Below are 16,924 nucleotides of genomic sequence, written 5' to 3' on the forward strand. Positions count from 1 at the left end.
GCCGCGATGAAGAACGCGCGCCACGCCACGACGTTCGCAATCACCTGCCTGTTCGCCATCGGAACGATCCCGCAGGCGCGGGCGTTCGTCGTCAACATCATCCCGACCAGCACCCAGGCGCAGATCTACCTGCGCGTGGGCGACGGTGCGTTCAACGGCACCTACAGCGGCGGCGGTACGCCGGCCGCGAGCGCCACGATCACCCGGGTTTCCGTTTCCGTCCCGGCGACCGCGGTGGGCAATGCCGCGGCGCAGGCGATGACGAGCAACGCCACGCAGGCGACCAGCTTTTACGACGGTTACGCCTTCTGCAACCTGCCCGCGCAGGTCTACATCGGCGGTTACAACCGCGGTGGACTGCTCGGTGCCGGCGGCAACGGCATGCTGACCGTGACCGCCCCGACCAACCTCACCAACGCAGGCGGAAACACCATTCCGTTCAGCCAGATCAGTTGGATCAGCAGCGGCAATGGCGATACCGGCGCGCAACCGTTCCCCTCGGGCGCCTTCACCGGCGGTACCCAGACCTTGGCAAGTTTCCCCGTGAACACCTGGCGCGAGAGCTGCCACACCTTCTCGTACGCCAACGCGAACATGGTGGCGGCCGGCACCTACAACGGCCAGGTCACCTACACCTTGAGCGTGCCATGAAGGACGTGCGCCTCGCCTTCGGTCTCGCCTGCGCGCTGGTGACCTTGCCCGTTTTCGCCCAGGCCCATCGCGTCGACGACAGCGGCAGCCAAGTCCTGGGCGGGCCGCTGCGCCTGAAGCCGATCACGCCGATGCCGCACGGCCAACTGGCGACCGCGCTATTCGGCCAGACCAGCGTGCTGGTGCGGCTCGACGTTGCGCCCTGGAAGGGACGGCGTGGACGGATCTACATGACCCTGCCACAACAGGCGGACGGCCAGGTCGTCGCCAGTTGGGGAACGCAGGGACGCCTGCTGCCGGGCAGCTTGCGCAGCGGCGAACGCACGCTGGTCTATGCCGGGCCGATCGACTCGGATGCGCTCGAGGACACCCTGCGCCTGTCGATCCAGGCCGACGGCCGCGAACTCGCGCGCGACGAACAGCTCGCCTTCTCGTTCGAAATCGACCTGGACGCGCCATGACGACGCGAAACACGATCCGCTTCCTGCTCGCCGCATGCGTGCTGTCCGCCTCCGCCGTGTCCGCGCAGGGCTTCTCCGCGGTGGTATCGCCGCCGCGCTTCGAGGACAGCGCGAAGCCGGGCACGACCTATCGCAACGTGGTCGAGATCGACAACGTGTCCGCGGAATCCGCGCATTTCACGGTGAAAACCGCGGACTGGACCTTGCTGCCGGACGGCGGCGTGCAGTTTTCCGATGCGCTGGCGGCCGACAGTTGCCGTCCGTGGGTCGGGATCGAGGCCGCGGACATCACCCTCGGCGCGAACGGCAAGCGCCGCTATCGTTTCGAAGTCGCGATCCCCGCTGCCGCGCCGCGCCGCGAATGCCGCTTCGCGCTGATGATCGAAGGCGATCCGGAGCCGGTGAAGAGCGGCATCGCGATCCCGGTGTCCGGGCGCATCGCGGTCATCGTCTACCTGTCCATCGGCGACGCCGCGCCGCGGCTCGAAATCACCGGACAACGCGTGGCGAAGGTCGACGGCCAGGACGTCCCGGTGCTGCAGGTCCGCAACGACGGCGACGCGCACGGCCGGCTGCAGGGCTTCGTCGACGGCACCGACGCCGGCGGCAAGCGCTATGCGTTCGCACCATCGACCTCGCCGATCATGCCGGGCGAGACGCGCGACATCCCGCTGCAGCCGCAGCCCGACGATCCCAAGTCGCCGCCGCCGGTGCTGGCGTTCCCGGTGAAGCTGCAGGGGCGCCTGGATTCTGGCGCGCAGCGGATCGACATCGCGGCCACCGTCGCGCGATGAGTTCCGCGGGCTCGGCCATCGCCAGGCACGCGCTCGCGGCGTCCGTCGTCGCCGTGCTCGCGTCGTCGCCTTGCGCGCAAGCGCAGGACGCCGACGCGTCGGCGCAGCAGGAGCCCTACCGCGACCGCATCATCGCGTCGTCGCAACTGCAGGCGCTGCCGCCCGACGAAGACGCCGACGAGGACGATGCCGACGGCCCGCCGCGCGGCTTCCACGTGGAAGCCATCGCCAGCCGCACCGAGCGTGGCGACGATTCCTACGACGAGCAGGGCATTTCCTTCGGCGGTTTCCGCGAAACCGCAAACTGGGGCGCCTTCTCGCTCGATGCCACGCTGTTCGACAGCAACCGCGACCGCTTCGACGGCATCGGCGACGGCGGGCTCGGTGGGCTGGCCACGCTGTGGCAGCGCAATTTCTGGATCAGCGACCGCTGGCGCCTCGACAACGGCTTCGGCGTGCTCAACACGCCGGCGACGCCGCTTCAACGCAACCAGTACAGGTTCTACCTGCCGACGGTCGCGTTCGCCGGCGCCAGCAGCGAATGGCACGACGATGCCGACGGCCTGCTGCTGCAGGGCGCGGCGGGCCGCGCCGGCATCTACACCGGCACCCGCGTGGTCGGCTTCGACGTCGCCGACGGCAATGTCGCCGCGCTCAACGCGCAATGGCGATGGGCACAGGGATGGACCGGCGCCGCATCGTTCCTCGGTACCCAGGGTCGCATCGTCCCCGACGACCGCGGCGAAGCGGTGTTCGAAACCGGTGACACCCAGGCCCTGTACGCGGCCACTGCGTGGCAGGGCGCGCGCGACAACGTGCAGTTCAACCTGCTTTCCAGCAACGGCGACTCCGGTTCCGCCACCGGCGCGTGGATCGATGCGAACGCGCAGCGCGGCCGCTATGCCCACAACTACGGCGCGTTTTACCTCGGCGAAGACCTCGCCTGGGGCGCCTACCCGATCAGCAACGACGTCCAGGGCGGCTACTACCGCATCGGCTACCAATACGCGCGCTGGTCCTGGAACGCAGGGCTGGACGCGATCGATTCGATCTCGGGCAAGGGCTTCGATGGCCTGTACGCCAGTTCCTACGCCCGTTACCAGGCCAGTTCCACGCTCGGTTACGGCGGCAGCCTCAACCTGCGCCACGGCGCGGGCGACACCGGCTACAGCGCGCAGGCCTTCCTCGACCATCGCGGCTGGGGCCAGACGCGCTGGCAATTCGACACCGCGCGCGGCAACGGCAACGACAGCTGGCAATTCGGCGTCGACCAGGCCTTCCCCTTGCGCGAGGGCAACCGGCTGTCCGCGTCGCTGTCCTACGGCTCGCTCGACTACGGCTTCGGCCCGTCGCGCACGACCACCGTCGCGCTATACGGCGGGCGCGACCTGGGCGACCGCGTCTCCATCGATGGCAGCGCGCACTGGACGCACGGCAACGGGGAAGGCGCGATCCGCGGCACCGACGTCAACGTCGGCGTCAATGTCGAAATGAGCCGGCGCTGGCTGCTGACCGCCGCGTTCTACCAGAGCACGGGTTCGCAACGATCGCCGTTCGTCATCGATCCGCTGGTGACCGACCAGCCCTTCATCTCCCTGCCGCGCGACCGTTCGCTGTTCCTGACCCTGCGCTACGAACGCAACGCGGGGCGGCCGCAAGGCATGCTCGGCGGCGTGGCCGGCAACGGCCCAGCGGGCAGCGTGTCCGGCAGCGTGTTCCTGGACGAGAACGGCGACGGCGTGCGCAGTGCTTCCGAACAGCCGGCGCAGAACGTCACCGTCCTGCTCGATGGCCGCTTCGCGGTCCGTACCGACAGCCTCGGCAACTACGCGTTCCCGCGCGTCTCGGCGGGCAACCACGTGCTGACCGTGGTCCCGGACAACCTGCCCCTGCCCTGGTCGCTGCGCGACGGCGACGCACAGCGCACCGTCCAGGTCGAGGTGCGCGGCACCGCCCGGGTCGATTTCGGGGCACGCCGGCAGCCGTGACCCCGGCTTGCCCGTAACCCGCTGTTCCCGCTACAATTCCGCGGCTTTCCCGGGCCCCGGCCCGCGAAGCACGTCCACGCCGGACGCCACCGGCGAATCCACACCCGTCGATAACCCCTGCCCCGGGGTGTCCGCAGCGCGTAGGCGCGAAGGATCTGGAGGCAGTGACGGCGGGGAGGCCCAACCCCGGAATCCAGCGTCTCGCGACGCAGCGCCTCCATCTTCGGACGGAATGTCCGAACGGCGCGGATTCCACGTTCAGGAGTTCCACCCATGTCCCAGATCACCATGCGCCAGATGCTGGAAGCCGGCGTGCATTTCGGCCACCAGACGCGCTACTGGAACCCGAAGATGGCCCCGTACATCTTCGGCGCCCGCGGCAAGATCCACATCATCAACCTCGAGAAGACCATGCCGCTCTTCTCGGACGCGATGAACTTCCTCTCCGGCATCGCGCAGAAGCGCGGCATCGTGCTGTTCGTCGGCACCAAGCGCAGCGCGCGCGACGCGATCAAGGAAGAAGCCGAGCGTTGCGGCCAGCCGTACATGACCCAGCGCTGGCTGGGCGGCACGCTGACCAACTTCGCGACGGTCAAGAAGTCGGTGTCGCGCCTCAAGGAACTGGAAGCCGGCGAAACCGACGGCTCGTTCCAGAAGCTGGTCAAGCACGAAGTGCTGGGCCTGCGCCGCGAGCGCGAGAAGCTCGAGGCCTCGCTGGGCGGCATCAAGGACATGAACCGCCTGCCCGACGCGCTGTTCGTGATCGACATCGGCCACGAGGACATCGCGATCAAGGAAGCGAAGAAGCTCGGCATCCCGGTGATCGCGGTGGTTGATACCAACTACGACCCGGCGTTGGTCGATTACGCCATTCCGGGCAACGACGACGCGATCCGCGCCGTGCAGCTCTACGCCCGCGCCGCCGCCGACGCGGTGCTCGAGGGCAAGGCCGCCGCGCCGCAGGCCGCGAGCATGCGCGAGGAAGACTTCGCCGCCGCGGATGGCGACAAGAAGCCGGCCCGCCGCGCCCCGGCGAAGAAGGCCGCCGCGAAGCCGGCCGCGCCGGAAGCCGCCGCCGAAGCCCCGGCCGCGGAGTAATTGCCGTTTTACTCCCCGCGAGCGGGGAGTAATGGCGGCGCAACGCAGCCGCGCGAGCATGCGCGGCTGCAATGGCGAGTTGGTGGTTGGTCGTTCGTCGTTGGCATGGGATACATGCCACCACCAACTACGAACCACTAACCGCAAATTCTTTGCAGGCAGGCCCAGTACCTGCCGGACTTTTTCCATTCGAGGTTCATGTAATGGCTGAAATCACCGCTTCCCTGGTCAAGGAACTGCGCGAGCGCACCGGCGCCGGCATGATGGAGTGCAAGAAGGCGCTCACCGAAAACAACGGCGACATCGACGCCGCGGCCGAATGGCTGCGCAAGTCGGGCCTCGCCAAGGCCGACAAGAAGGCCAGCCGCGTCGCCGCCGAAGGCCGCATCGCGGTCGCCCAGGCCGCCGGCAAGGCCGTGCTGGTCGAAGTGAATTCCGAAACCGACTTCGTCGCCAAGGACGCCAATTTCGTCGCCTTCACCGATGCCGTCGCCCAGGCCGCGCTGGCCAGCGGCGCCGCCGACGTGGAAGCGCTGAAGTCGGCGAAGCTCCCGTCCGGAGAGACCGTCGAGGAAGCCCGCGCCGCGGCCATCGCCAAGCTTGGCGAGAACATCCTGGTGCGCCGCATCGCCCGCATCGACAGCAACAACAACGTCGCGGCCTATTCGCACGGCGGCAAGATCGGCGTGCTGGTCGAAGTGGCCGGCGGCGGCGGCGAGTTCGCGCGCGGCGTGGCGATGCACGTCGCCGCGATGAACCCGCCGTACAACAAGGCCGCCGACGTGCCGGCCGATTTCGTGGCGAAGGAAAAGGAAATCGAACTGGCCAAGATGTCCGAGAAGGACAAGCAGAAGCCGGCCGAAATCCTCGAGAAGATCATCGGCGGCAAGATCGCCAAGATCGTCAACGAAGTCAGCCTGTACGGCCAGCCCTACGTGCTGAACACCGACCAGACGGTCGAGCAAGCCGCCAAGGCCGCCGGCGCCGACGTGGTGCGTTTCACCCGCCTTGCGGTGGGCGAAGGCATCGAGAAGGTGGTCGAGGATTACGCCGCGGAAGTGGCGAAGGCGATGCAGGTCTGAGTCGTGCCGGCTGCGCCGCCGTGATCGCGGCGCAGCCGGGTGCTCGCAATCCTCACGTACCCTTCGTACGCTGCGGTTGCTGCGCCCCGTCCGCACCACGCTGACGACGGCTCGCTCGGCACTTGGATCGAAACAGGTTGCAAAAACCCGCCGCGAGGCGGGTTTTTTGTTGTTCGGCTAGAATCCACGCGCCATCGCCAACGGGATTCCCCATGACCGCGCCCCTCGCCTATCGCCGCGTCCTGTTGAAACTGTCCGGCGAGGCGTTGATGGGCGACGAGGACTACGGCATCGACCCCAAGGTGCTGAACCGCCTCGCGCGCGAAGTGATCGAGGCGCGCGAAGCCGGCGCCGAGATTTCGCTGGTGATCGGCGGCGGCAACATCTTCCGCGGCGCGGGACTCGCAGCCGGCGGCATGGACCGGGTGACCGGCGACCAGATGGGCATGCTCGCCACGGTGATCAACGCACTGGCGATGCAGGACGCGCTGGAGAAGCTCGGCGCGAAGTGCCGGGTGATGAGCGCGATCAAGATCAACGACGTGTGCGAGGACTACATCCGCCGCCGCGCCGTGCGCCACCTCGAGAAGGGCCGCGTCTGCATCTTCGCCGCGGGCGTGGGCAGCCCCTACTTCACCACCGATTCGGGCGCGGCGCTGCGCGCGATCGAGATCGGCGCGGACCTGCTGCTCAAGGCGACCAAGGTCGACGGCGTCTACGACAAGGATCCGAAGAAGCATCCGGATGCGAAACGCTATGCCCGCCTCGGCTACGACGAGGTGATCGCGCGCGACCTGCAGGTGATGGACACCGCCGCGTTCGCGCTGTGCCGCGACGCGGAGCTGCCGCTGCGCATCTTCGACATGTCCGAGCCCGGCGTGCTGCTGCGCATCCTGCGCGGCGAGGACATCGGCACCCTTGTGCAGGGTCGCAACGCGCAATAGTGTCCGCGCCGCGGCAACGACACCATTTCCCGATGCATTCGCACGACCACGGCCCCGCGAACGCCACCCGCGCCTTCGCCTGGGTGACGCTGATCAACCTCGCCTACACCGTGCTGGAGGCGGGCTACGGCTTCGCCACCCATTCGCTGGCGCTGCTGTCGGACGCGCTGCACAACTTCGGCGACGTGCTCGGGCTCGGGCTCGCATGGGGCGCCGCGGTGCTCGCGCGCAGGGCGCCGACCGAACGCCACACCTACGGCTGGCGCCGCGCCACCCTGCTGTCGCCGCTGGCGAATGCGCTGATCCTGGTCGGCTTTTCCGGCGCGCTGGGCTGGGAAGCGATCCGCCGCTTCGGTGCGCCGCCGCAAATCCCGGGCGTACCCGTGATGGTGGTCGCCGGGCTCGGCATCGCCGTCAATCTCGGCGCCGCGTGGCTGCTGCGCGACGGCCACGACCACGACCTCAACCGGCGCGGCGCGTTCCTGCACCTGGTCGCGGACGCGGCGGTGTCGCTGGCGGCGGTGCTCGCAGGCGCGGGCATCCTCGCGTTCGGCTGGAACTGGCTCGACCCGCTGACCGCGCTGCTGGTGGGCATCGTGATCGCCGTCGGCGCGTTCGCGCTGCTGCGCGACGCCTTCGACGCCAGCATGGACGCGGTACCGCGTAACCTCGATCGCGACCTCGTGCAGGGTTTCCTGCTCGAGCAGGCCGGCGTGGTCTCGGTGCACCACATGCACATCTGGTCGCTGGGCGCGGGCGAAATCGCGATGACCGCGCACATGGTGCGCAACGACGACGGCGACCACGACGCCTTCATCGACCGGCTGGCGCACGCGCTGGACGAGCGCTTCGGCATCAACCACCCGACCCTGCAGATCGAACGCGGCGGCGCCTGCGAACACGATCGCCACGACCGGGCGCCGCACGCGCACTGACCGGCAAGCCCCGGGAAGCGGCTTCGCTATACTTGCCGACCGCAGAAATCTGCCCGACGGGCCCGGAGCCGGCGATGATCAAGGACATCCACAACGACGCCAGCGTGCGCATGCAGAAGAGCATCGATGCGCTCAGGCACACCCTGATCAAGGTGCGCACCGGCCGCGCCTCGACCGCGCTGGTGGAACACCTCAAGGTCAACTACTACGGTTCTGACATGCCTTTGTCGCAGGTCGCCAGCATCGCCGTCGCCGATGCGCGTTCGCTCACCATCACGCCGTGGGAGAAGCAAATGGTCGGCGCGGTGGAGAAGGCGATCCTCGGTTCCGACCTCGGCCTGACCCCGAATACCGCCGGCACCGTGATCCGCCTCAACCTGCCCGCGCTCACCGAGGAACGGCGCAAGGAACTGTCGAAGGTGGTGCACGGCGAAGGCGAGGACACCAAGGTCGCGATCCGCAACATCCGCCGCGACGCCAACCACCACGTCAAGGAACTGCTGAAGGACAAGCAGATCACCGAAGACGAAATGACGCGCAGCGAAGCCGACATCCAGAAGATGACCGACAAGGCGATCAAGGATGTCGACGACGTCGTGAAAGCCAAGGAACAGGAATTGCTGGCGGTTTGAACGGGCCAGTTGCGCTTGCTCATGCTTCGTCATCGGACGCGCTCAGGCTCGGTCACGTACTCGTGTGTACGCTCCCTCGCCCTCGGCGCCCTCTTCCTCGCCTGAGCTGCGCTCACGACGACCCTTGGACATGATGGCGAGCGAAAGCAAGGCGATTCCCAAACATCTTGCCGTGATCATGGACGGCAACGGCCGCTGGGCGCAGCGCCGCAAGCGCCCGCGCATCATCGGCCACCGCGCCGGCGCGCGCGCGGTCGCGACCTGCATCGATTTCTGCCTCGAGCGTGGCATCGGCGCGCTGACCCTGTTCGCGTTCTCCAGCGAGAACTGGGGCCGGCCGGAAGACGAAGTCGGCGGGCTGATGAAGCTGTTCGTGCACGTGCTCGACCGCGAAATCGCGGAACTGCACCGCCGCGGCGTGCGCATCCGCTTCATCGGCGACCGCGAACGCTTTTCCCCGGCGATCCGCGAACGCATGCAGGCATCGGAAACGCTGACCGCGGCCAACGCCACGCTGTCGCTCAACATCGCCGCCAGCTACGGCGGCCGCCAGGACATCGCCGCCGCCGCGCGCGCGCTGGCCGAGGACGTGGCCGCCGGACGCATCGCCGCGTCCGACATCGACGAAGCCGCGGTCGCGGCGCGCGTCGCCCTCGCCGACCTGCCGCCACCCGACCTGCTGGTCCGCACCGGCGGCGACCAGCGCATCAGCAATTTCCTGCTGTGGCAGCTGGCCTATGCCGAACTCTGGTTCACCGATACGTTGTGGCCCGACCTCGATGCCGCCACACTGCAGCGCGCGCTGGACGAGTTCTCCGGCCGCGAACGCCGCTTCGGCCTCACCGGCAGCCAGGTCGCCGCCATCGACGAGAACCGCGCATGACCAAGACCCGCGTGCTGGCCGCCCTGGTGATGGCGCCGCTGGCGATCGCCGCGATCCTGCTCCTCCCCACGCAATGGCTCGCGCTGCTCGCCGCCGTGGTGTTCCTCGTCGGGCTGTGGGAATGGCTGCGGCTGGCCGAAGTCGAGGACACCCTCGCCCGCACCGTGCTACTGGTGCTCAACCTGATGCTGATGGTGGCGATGGTCTGGGCCTCGCGCACCGCCAGCGGTGGCTCGCTGGTGCTGCTCCAGGTCGCGGCCATGGTCGGCGTCGGCTGGTGGCTGCTGGCCGCGCTATGGCTGCGCGCCTACGATTTCGGTTCCGACCACGACAGCGGCGCACGCGCGGCCAAGCTCGCGGCCGGGACGCTCGCCGTCATCCCCGCCTGGTGCGCGCTGGTACTGATCCATGCGCAGCGGCCGAACGGCCATCTCTGGTTGCTGGTGGCGCTCGCCATCGTCTGGGCCGCGGACACCGGCGCCTACTTCGCCGGGCGCAAGCTGGGGCGACGCAAACTCAGCCCGCGCATCAGCCCGAACAAGACCGTCGAAGGCCTCGTCGGTGGCGCCCTGGCCGGCGTGCTGGTCGGCGTGGTCGGCGGCATGCTTGCCGGAACCCCGGTTTCGAAACTTCCAGCGGTCGCGCTGGTCGCATTGGCGGTGGTGCTGGCCGCGGCGGTCGGCGACCTGTTCGAGAGCCTGCTCAAGCGCCACGCCGGGGTGAAGGATTCCGGCAACCTGATCCCGGGCCACGGCGGCCTGCTGGATCGCATGGACAGCGTGCTCGCCGCGCTGCCGGTGTTCGTGCTGGGCAAGGAGTGGCTGGGCTTCTGATGCGCAACGTCGCCGTCCTCGGCGCGACCGGCTCGATCGGCACTTCCGCGCTCGACGTCATCGCCCGCCATCCCGATTCGCTGCGCGCGAACGTGCTCGCCGCCGGCAGCCGCGTCGATGCGCTGGTGGAACTGTGCCGCGCGCATCGCCCCGCGCATGCCGTGATCGCGGACGAAAACGCCTACGCCGCCTTGCGCGATGGCTTGCGCGATGCCGGTCTCGAAACGATTCCGCACGCCGGCGCGAAGGCGCTGGCCGAACTCGCCGCCGGCGATGCCTGCGACACGGTCGTGGCCGCGATCGTCGGCGCCGCCGGGCTCGATTCCACCCTCGCCGCCGCGCGCGCCGGCAAGCGCCTGCTGCTGGCGAACAAGGAATCGCTGGTGCTGGCGGGCGAACTGCTGGTGCGCGTCGCACGCGATGCGGGCGCGACCATCGTTCCCATCGACAGCGAACACAACGCGATCTTCCAGTGCCTCGGCGGCTGCGAAGATCGTGCCGAAGTCGCGCGCATCGTCTTGACCGCGTCCGGCGGCCCGTTCCGCGGCCGCAATCGCGCCGAACTCGCGAATGTCACGCCGGCGCAGGCCGTCGCGCACCCGAAGTGGGACATGGGCCCGAAGATTTCCGTCGATTCGGCGACCCTGATGAACAAGGGCCTCGAGGTGATCGAGGCGCACCATTTGTTCGACCTGCCGGGCGAACGCATCGATGTGCTGGTGCACCCGCAAAGCCTGGTGCATTCGCTGGTGGAATTCATCGACGGTTCCACCCTCGCCCAACTCGGACTGCCGGACATGCGCACCGCGCTCGCGGTCGGGTTGGGTTGGCCGGAACGCATCGCCTCGGGCGTGGGCGGGCTCGACCTGCGCGCACAGGGGCGGCTGGAATTCGAAGCGCCCGACCTCGACACCTTCCCCTGCCTGCGCCTCGCCTACGGGGCCCTCGCCGCGGGCGGAACCGCGCCGGCCATGCTGAACGCGCTCGACGAAATCGCCGTTTCAGCGTTTCTTCAGGGCCGGATCGCATTCTTGGACATTCCCGCCACGATCGAGGACGGCCTGGCCGCGCTGCCCGTGACCCCCGCCGATTCCCTCGACGCGCTGCTCCAGGCCGATGCCCGCGCCCGCGATTTCGCGCGCGGACGCTGCGGATCGGGGAGAACCGCCTGATGGGCGAATTCCTCGGCTCCGCATGGTGGCTGCTGGTCAGCATCGGCGTGCTGGTCACTTTCCACGAATTCGGCCACTTCTGGGTCGCGCGCCGCTGCGGCGTGAAGGTGCTGCGTTTCTCGGTCGGCTTCGGCAAGCCGATCTGGTCGCGCATGGGGCGCGATGGCACCGAATACGCGATCGGCGCGATTCCGCTCGGCGGCTACGTGAAGATGCTCGGCGAACATTCGCTGGAAGCGGGCGACATCGAACGCGAACCCACCGCCGCAGAACTGGCGCAGTCGCACGATCGCCAGCCGGTGTGGAAACGCATCGCCATCGCCGCCGCCGGCCCGCTCGCCAACCTCGTGCTCTGCGTCGCGTTGCTGTGGGCGATGTTCGTGATCGGCCGCCCGGACTTCCAGCCCGTGGTCGGCGTCAGCGACGGCATCGCCGCGAGTTCCGGCTTGCACGCAGGCGATCGCCTGCTGTCGGTCGACGGCCGCGCCACCCCGACCTGGAGCGAGGCCTCGATGGCATTGCTCGCCGCCGCGCTCGACCGCCGCGACGCGAAGCTCGAAATCGAAACCGCGGACGGCGTGCAGGCGCAGCGCGATTTGCGCCTGTCGCAACTACCCGCCGGCCTCTCCGACGACAGTGCCATCGCCGGCATCGGCCTGGTTCCGCGGCATTTCCTGGTGCCGGCGGTCGTGGGCGAGGTCGTAGCCGGCACGCCGGCGACGGGAGTGCTCGAAAAGGGCGATCGCATCACCGCCATCGACGGGCAGCCGGTATCGAGTTTCGAGGCCATCGGTCCGCTGGTGCAGGCGTTGGGCGAACGTGGCGGCGACGCGATGGTCGAGGTGCAGCGCGACGGCGAACGCCTCGCCCTGCCGATCCGGCCGGCGAAGCGCAGCGAGCCGGGAAGCGATCCACGCTGGGCGCTCGGCATCCATTCCGCCCCGGCGCCGGAACCGGCCTACGATGCAAAGCTGCGCTACGGACCGCTGCGCGCGGTGCCGGCCGCGCTCGGCGAAGCCGGATCCCAGACACGGCAGTTGTTCGAGATGATCGCCCGCGTGTTCAAGGGGCGCGTTTCCGTCCAGAACTCGGTCTCCGGGCCGATCACGATCGCCCGCGAGGCAAACTCATTCGCCGGCGAAGGCCCGGCGTGGTTCCTGTATTTCCTCGCGCTGCTGTCCCTCAGCCTCGCGATCATCAACCTGTTGCCCATCCCCGTCTTGGACGGGGGTCACCTGCTGTATTACCTTATCGAATTGGCCAAGGGCAGTCCGCTGAGCGAGCGTGCCATGGTCGCCGGCCAGTACATCGGCCTCGCCGCACTGGCGGGGTTGATGGGACTGGCGTTCTACAATGACTTCCTGGGCCTGGCGAGGTGAAAGCCGTCATGCGCGGCCGCGCCGCCTCCGCCCCCACCACCCCCCACCGGATGCCCCGATGACGCGACACCCCCAGCGCCGCCTCGCCCTCGCCCTTGCGGTCGCCGCCGCCCTCAGCGGCCCGGCCTGGGCGCAGTCCGCCGAAGCGCCCGCCATGGCGACGGATGCCGCGCCGGTCCCCTCGGCCGGCTTGCCGTTCGTGGTCGGCGACATCCGCGTCGACGGCCTGCAGCGCATCGGCGCCGGCACCGTGTTCACCTACCTCCCGGTCGAGCGCGGCGACACCCTCGACCCGGCCAAGGCCGCGCAGGCGATCCGCGCGCTGTACAAGACCGGGTTCTTCGAGGACGTGCGGCTTTCCCGCCAGGGCAACATCCTCGTGGTCACGGTGAGCGAACGCCCGGCGATCAACAAGCTCACGATCACCGGCAACAAGGACATCAAGACCGACGACCTGATGAAGGGCCTGAAGGACATCGGCCTGTCCGAAGGCGAGACCTTCAGCCAGCAAGGCCTGGACACCGTCACCCAGGAACTCACGCGCCAGTACAACAACCGCGGCAAGTACAACGTCGAGGTCGTCCCGACCATCGGCTTGCTCGATCGCAACCGCGTCGACATCACCATCACGATCAAGGAAGGCAAGGCCGCCAAGATCCGCCACATCAACCTGGTCGGCAACGAGAAATTCGAACAGAAGGACATCCTGGACAGTTGGGAATCGCGCGAATCGAACTGGCTGAGCTGGTACCGCCGCGACGACCAGTACTCGCGCGAGAAATTGTCCGGCGACCTCGAGAAACTGAACGAGTACTACCTCGACCGTGGCTACATCGATTTCAGCGTCGACAATACCCAGGTCGCGATCAGCCCCGACAAGCGCGACATGTTCATCACCGCGGGGCTCACCGAAGGCGAGCCCTACACGATCTCCTCGGTCAAGCTCGAGGGGGACACCGTGTTGCCGCACGACAACGTGGAGAAGCTCGTCTTCCTGAAGGAAGGCCAGACGTTCTCGCGCAAGCTGCTCGAAGTCACCAGCGACGCGATCACCAACACCCTGGGCAACATCGGCTACGCCTTCGCCCAGGTCAATGCGATCCCGCAACTCGACCGCGACAAGCACACGGTCGCGATCAGCCTGCAGGTCGTGCCCGGCCCACGCGTCAACGTCCGCCACATCGTGTTCAAGGGCAACAACCGGACCGCGGACGAGGTCATGCGCCGCGAGATGCGCCAGTTCGAGAACGCCTGGTATTCGCAGGCGGCGATCGACCGTTCCAAGGTGCGGCTGCAGCGCCTCGGCTACTTCGACAAGGTCGACGTCGAGACCCAACCGGTGCCGGGCACGCCCGACCAGGTCGACGTCGTCTACAACGTCACCGAGACGAATTCGGGCAGCTTCACCTTCGGCCTCGGCTTCTCGCAGTTGTCCGGCCTGACCACCTCGATCCAGCTGAGCGAGAACAACTTCCTCGGCACCGGCAACCGCGTGTCGATCGAAGCAAGCCGCAACGACTACCTGCAACGGTATTCGTTCTCGTACACGAACCCCTACTTCACCGACGGGGGCATGTCGCTGGGCTACAACCTGTGGTGGCGCGAGTTCGACAACTCGAACTTCAACACCGCCAGCTACTCCACCACCAGCGCCGCGGCGCAAATGGTGGCCGGCCTCCCGATCACCGAAAACGACACGATCACCGGCCTGTTCGGCATCGACCGCAACCAGATCTTCGCCTACCAGGGCTCGTCGCCGCAGGAGTTCGTCGATTACATAGACGCACTCGGCACCCGCACCTTCCACGCCTGGCGCACCGAGCTCGGCTGGGCCCGCGACACCCGCAACGACTACTTCGCCCCGACCCGCGGCATGTACCAGCGCGTTTCCGCGGAAATCGCGCTGCCCGGTTCGACCGTGCAGTACTACAAGCTCAACTACCAGTTCTCCAAGTACTGGCCGCTGACGCGGCACATGGTGCTGAACACGCGCGCGGAACTCGGTTACGGCGACAGCTACGGCAGCCCGGTCACCCGCAACATCTGCTACACCCCGGGCACGTACGTGGACACGAACGGCGACGGCACACTGGACACCTACCAGCCCGGCCCGGACCCGACGGTTCCCTGCCTGCCGACCTCCACCGACTACAACAAGACGGTGACCGCCGACGGCCTGCCCTTCTTCGAGAACTTCTACGCCGGCGGCACCAATTCGGTGCGCGGCTTCCGCGACAACACGCTCGGCCCTCGCGGCACGGCGCTGGGCAGCAGCCTGCAACAGCCCCTCGGCGGCGCGGTGAAGACCATCGGCTCGCTCGAACTGATCTTCCCCACCTTGCTCGACACGCGTTCCGCGCGCGTGTCCGCCTTCGTCGATTTCGGCAACGTGTACCGCAACGCCGACGATTTCGATGTCGATACTCTCCGCGCATCGGCGGGCATTGCCCTGCTGTGGCGCGCACCGGTCGGGCCGATCTCCATCAGCTACGCCATCCCGCTGAAGAGCGAGACGGACGACGAGATCGAGCACCTGCAATTCAGCTTCGGCGGCTCGTTCTGAGGAACGACGCGCGCGCCATGTCCAGGCCGAGCCATCGCGCGGCGGACCTTGCGGAGCGTTTCGCGCTGCGGTTGCACGGCAATGGCGACGTCGTCCTCGACGGCGTCGCCACGCTGGCGAACGCGGAACCCGGCAAGCTCGCCTTCCTCGCCAACCCGCGCTATCGCGCGCAACTGGCGCAGACCCGCGCCGGCGCGGTGGTGATGCGCCCGGCGGATGCGGAAGGCTATGCGGGCACCGCGCTGCTGGCGGACGATCCCTACGCCGCGTTCGCGAAACTCGCCGCGCAGTTCGAAACCCGTCCTGCGGCCGAACCCGGCGTGCACGCATCGGCCGTCGTCGCCAGCGATGCGCACGTCGATCCGTCCGCGCAGGTCGGCCCGTTCGTGTCCATCGGCGCGCGCTCGCGCATCGAAGCCGGCGCCATCATCGGCCCGGGCTGCGTCATCGGCGAGGATTGCGTCGTCGGCGAAGGCTGCGAGCTGGTCGCGCGGGTGACGCTGGTGAAGCGCGTTCGCCTCGGCAAGCGCGTGCTGGTGCATCCGGGCGCAGTGCTCGGCGCCGACGGCTTCGGCCTGGCGATGGACGCCGGCCGCTGGATCAAGGTGCCGCAACTCGGCGGCGTGGTGGTCGGCGACGACTGCGAGATCGGCGCCAACACCAGCATCGACCGCGGCGCGATCGAGGACACCGTGCTCGAGGAGGACGTGCGCCTCGACAACCAGATCCAGGTCGGCCACAACGCCCGCATCGGCGCGCACACCGCGCTGGCCGGATGCGCCGCGGTCGCCGGCAGCGCGAGGATCGGCCGCTACTGCCTGATCGGCGGCGGCGCCGGCGTGCTCGGCCACCTCGAGGTCTGCGACCGCGTGGTCGTCACCGCGATGAGCCTGGTCACCCATTCCATCCGCGAACCGGGGGAATATTCCTCCGGCACGCCGCTGATGCCGAACCGCGCCTGGCGCAGGAGCGCCGCGCGCTTCAAGCAGCTCGACCGCCTGTTCCGGCGCACAGACAAAGAGACCGACGAGGACCCGACATGACCGCGACCGTTTCCATGCCCGTCGGCATCGAACGCATCCAGGCGCTGCTGCCGCACCGCTACCCGTTCCTGCTGGTCGACCGCGTGGTCGAGTTCGAACCCGGCAAGCGCATCCTCGCGTGGAAGAACGTCACCGGCAACGAACCGTTCTTCCAGGGCCATTTCCCCGGCCATCCGGTGATGCCCGGCGTGCTGGTGCTGGAGGCGCTGGCGCAGACCGGCGGCCTGCTCACGCAACTGTCGCGCGAAGCCGCGGGCACCCCGGTCTCGGAGACCATGTCCTACCTGGTCAAGATCGACGCAGCGAAGTTCTCGCGCATGATCGTGCCCGGCGACCGGATCGAACTCGAGGTCGCGCTCAAGCGCGTGATCCGCAACATGGCGATGTACGTCGGTACCGCGCGCGTCGATGGCGAAACCGCCGCCTGCGCCGAGATCCTCTGCGCCGAGGCCAGGGACTGACCGCG

At 68.3% G+C, this 16,924-nt stretch carries 16 protein-coding genes; all 16 read left to right on the forward strand.

The window, feature by feature from the left end; all coding sequences use genetic code 11:
• Positions 1–6 precede the first annotated feature (6 nt).
• The 16 genes from FNZ56_RS04955 to fabZ all read left to right on the forward strand — a co-directional run bounded on the left by FNZ56_RS04955 (position 7) and on the right by fabZ (position 16,919).
• A complete protein-coding gene (locus tag FNZ56_RS04955; RefSeq protein WP_143878773.1) occupies positions 7–651 on the forward strand; it encodes a hypothetical protein in 645 nt (214 codons plus the stop codon).
• Positions 648–1,112 (forward strand): hypothetical protein, encoded by a 465-nt coding sequence (locus FNZ56_RS04960; protein WP_143878774.1) that lies wholly within the window; start codon positions 648–650, stop codon positions 1,110–1,112. The genes FNZ56_RS04955 and FNZ56_RS04960 overlap by 4 nt, the downstream gene beginning before the upstream one ends.
• Entirely contained in the window at positions 1,109–1,906 is a 798-nt protein-coding gene (locus FNZ56_RS04965; RefSeq protein WP_143878775.1) for a hypothetical protein, read from the forward strand. The genes FNZ56_RS04960 and FNZ56_RS04965 overlap by 4 nt, the downstream gene beginning before the upstream one ends.
• The gene (locus FNZ56_RS04970; RefSeq protein ID WP_143878776.1) at positions 1,903–3,894 is read left to right on the forward strand and encodes a carboxypeptidase-like regulatory domain-containing protein; all 1,992 of its coding nucleotides are present in this window, start codon (positions 1,903–1,905) and stop codon (positions 3,892–3,894) included. Before FNZ56_RS04965 ends, FNZ56_RS04970 begins: the two co-directional genes overlap by 4 nt.
• Positions 3,895–4,167: 273 nt before the next feature.
• The gene (gene rpsB / locus FNZ56_RS04975; protein ID WP_143878777.1) at positions 4,168–4,992 is read left to right on the forward strand and encodes a 30S ribosomal protein S2; all 825 of its coding nucleotides are present in this window, start codon (positions 4,168–4,170) and stop codon (positions 4,990–4,992) included.
• 203 nt (positions 4,993–5,195) lie between these two features.
• A complete protein-coding gene (gene tsf / locus FNZ56_RS04980) occupies positions 5,196–6,074 on the forward strand; it encodes a translation elongation factor Ts (RefSeq protein WP_143878778.1) in 879 nt (292 codons plus the stop codon).
• Positions 6,075–6,286: 212 nt separating this feature from the next.
• Positions 6,287–7,018, forward strand: coding sequence for a UMP kinase (gene pyrH / locus FNZ56_RS04985; RefSeq protein ID WP_143878779.1), 732 nt, complete (start codon positions 6,287–6,289; stop codon positions 7,016–7,018).
• 32 nt (positions 7,019–7,050) lie between these two features.
• Positions 7,051–7,953, forward strand: a complete 903-nt coding sequence (locus tag FNZ56_RS04990) for a cation diffusion facilitator family transporter (RefSeq protein WP_143878780.1) — start codon at positions 7,051–7,053, stop codon at positions 7,951–7,953.
• 74 nt (positions 7,954–8,027) lie between these two features.
• A complete protein-coding gene (frr, locus tag FNZ56_RS04995) occupies positions 8,028–8,585 on the forward strand; it encodes a ribosome recycling factor (RefSeq protein ID WP_143878781.1) in 558 nt (185 codons plus the stop codon).
• Positions 8,586–8,715: 130 nt separating this feature from the next.
• Entirely contained in the window at positions 8,716–9,468 is a 753-nt protein-coding gene (gene uppS, locus FNZ56_RS05000; RefSeq protein ID WP_143878782.1) for a polyprenyl diphosphate synthase, read from the forward strand.
• Positions 9,465–10,301 (forward strand): phosphatidate cytidylyltransferase, encoded by an 837-nt coding sequence (locus FNZ56_RS05005; protein ID WP_143878783.1) that lies wholly within the window; start codon positions 9,465–9,467, stop codon positions 10,299–10,301. Before uppS ends, FNZ56_RS05005 begins: the two co-directional genes overlap by 4 nt.
• The gene (locus tag FNZ56_RS05010) at positions 10,286–11,473 is read left to right on the forward strand and encodes a 1-deoxy-D-xylulose-5-phosphate reductoisomerase (protein ID WP_143878784.1); all 1,188 of its coding nucleotides are present in this window, start codon (positions 10,286–10,288) and stop codon (positions 11,471–11,473) included. Before FNZ56_RS05005 ends, FNZ56_RS05010 begins: the two co-directional genes overlap by 16 nt.
• On the forward strand, positions 11,473–12,852 hold the full coding sequence (rseP, locus tag FNZ56_RS05015) for an RIP metalloprotease RseP (protein ID WP_143878785.1): 1,380 nt from the start codon (positions 11,473–11,475) through the stop codon (positions 12,850–12,852). The genes FNZ56_RS05010 and rseP overlap by 1 nt, the downstream gene beginning before the upstream one ends.
• 58 nt (positions 12,853–12,910) lie before the next feature.
• Entirely contained in the window at positions 12,911–15,415 is a 2,505-nt protein-coding gene (gene bamA, locus FNZ56_RS05020; RefSeq protein ID WP_143878786.1) for an outer membrane protein assembly factor BamA, read from the forward strand.
• Positions 15,416–15,432: 17 nt separating this feature from the next.
• On the forward strand, positions 15,433–16,458 hold the full coding sequence (gene lpxD / locus FNZ56_RS05025; RefSeq protein WP_143878787.1) for a UDP-3-O-(3-hydroxymyristoyl)glucosamine N-acyltransferase: 1,026 nt from the start codon (positions 15,433–15,435) through the stop codon (positions 16,456–16,458).
• Entirely contained in the window at positions 16,455–16,919 is a 465-nt protein-coding gene (fabZ, locus tag FNZ56_RS05030) for a 3-hydroxyacyl-ACP dehydratase FabZ (protein WP_143878788.1), read from the forward strand. Before lpxD ends, fabZ begins: the two co-directional genes overlap by 4 nt.
• The last annotated feature ends 5 nt before the right edge of the window (positions 16,920–16,924 follow it).

Origin of the sequence: Lysobacter lycopersici (genome assembly GCF_007556775.1) — a bacterium.
GTDB classification, from domain to species: Bacteria; Pseudomonadota; Gammaproteobacteria; order Xanthomonadales; family Xanthomonadaceae; genus Pseudoluteimonas; species Pseudoluteimonas lycopersici.

Bases quoted from the DNA above. Each gene is read 5' to 3' on its own strand.
- FNZ56_RS04955 (WP_143878773.1), top strand. From the start codon at position 7: ATGAAGAACGCGCGCCACGCCACGACGTTCGCAATCACCTGCCTGTTC.
- FNZ56_RS04960 (WP_143878774.1), top strand. From the start codon at position 648: ATGAAGGACGTGCGCCTCGCCTTCGGTCTCGCCTGCGCGCTGGTGACC.
- FNZ56_RS04965 (WP_143878775.1), top strand. From the start codon at position 1,109: ATGACGACGCGAAACACGATCCGCTTCCTGCTCGCCGCATGCGTGCTG.
- FNZ56_RS04970 (WP_143878776.1), top strand. From the start codon at position 1,903: ATGAGTTCCGCGGGCTCGGCCATCGCCAGGCACGCGCTCGCGGCGTCC.
- rpsB (WP_143878777.1), top strand. From the start codon at position 4,168: ATGTCCCAGATCACCATGCGCCAGATGCTGGAAGCCGGCGTGCATTTC.
- tsf (WP_143878778.1), top strand. From the start codon at position 5,196: ATGGCTGAAATCACCGCTTCCCTGGTCAAGGAACTGCGCGAGCGCACC.
- pyrH (WP_143878779.1), top strand. From the start codon at position 6,287: ATGACCGCGCCCCTCGCCTATCGCCGCGTCCTGTTGAAACTGTCCGGC.
- FNZ56_RS04990 (WP_143878780.1), top strand. From the start codon at position 7,051: ATGCATTCGCACGACCACGGCCCCGCGAACGCCACCCGCGCCTTCGCC.
- frr (WP_143878781.1), top strand. From the start codon at position 8,028: ATGATCAAGGACATCCACAACGACGCCAGCGTGCGCATGCAGAAGAGC.
- uppS (WP_143878782.1), top strand. From the start codon at position 8,716: ATGATGGCGAGCGAAAGCAAGGCGATTCCCAAACATCTTGCCGTGATC.
- FNZ56_RS05005 (WP_143878783.1), top strand. From the start codon at position 9,465: ATGACCAAGACCCGCGTGCTGGCCGCCCTGGTGATGGCGCCGCTGGCG.
- rseP (WP_143878785.1), top strand. From the start codon at position 11,473: ATGGGCGAATTCCTCGGCTCCGCATGGTGGCTGCTGGTCAGCATCGGC.
- bamA (WP_143878786.1), top strand. From the start codon at position 12,911: ATGACGCGACACCCCCAGCGCCGCCTCGCCCTCGCCCTTGCGGTCGCC.
- lpxD (WP_143878787.1), top strand. From the start codon at position 15,433: ATGTCCAGGCCGAGCCATCGCGCGGCGGACCTTGCGGAGCGTTTCGCG.
- fabZ (WP_143878788.1), top strand. From the start codon at position 16,455: ATGACCGCGACCGTTTCCATGCCCGTCGGCATCGAACGCATCCAGGCG.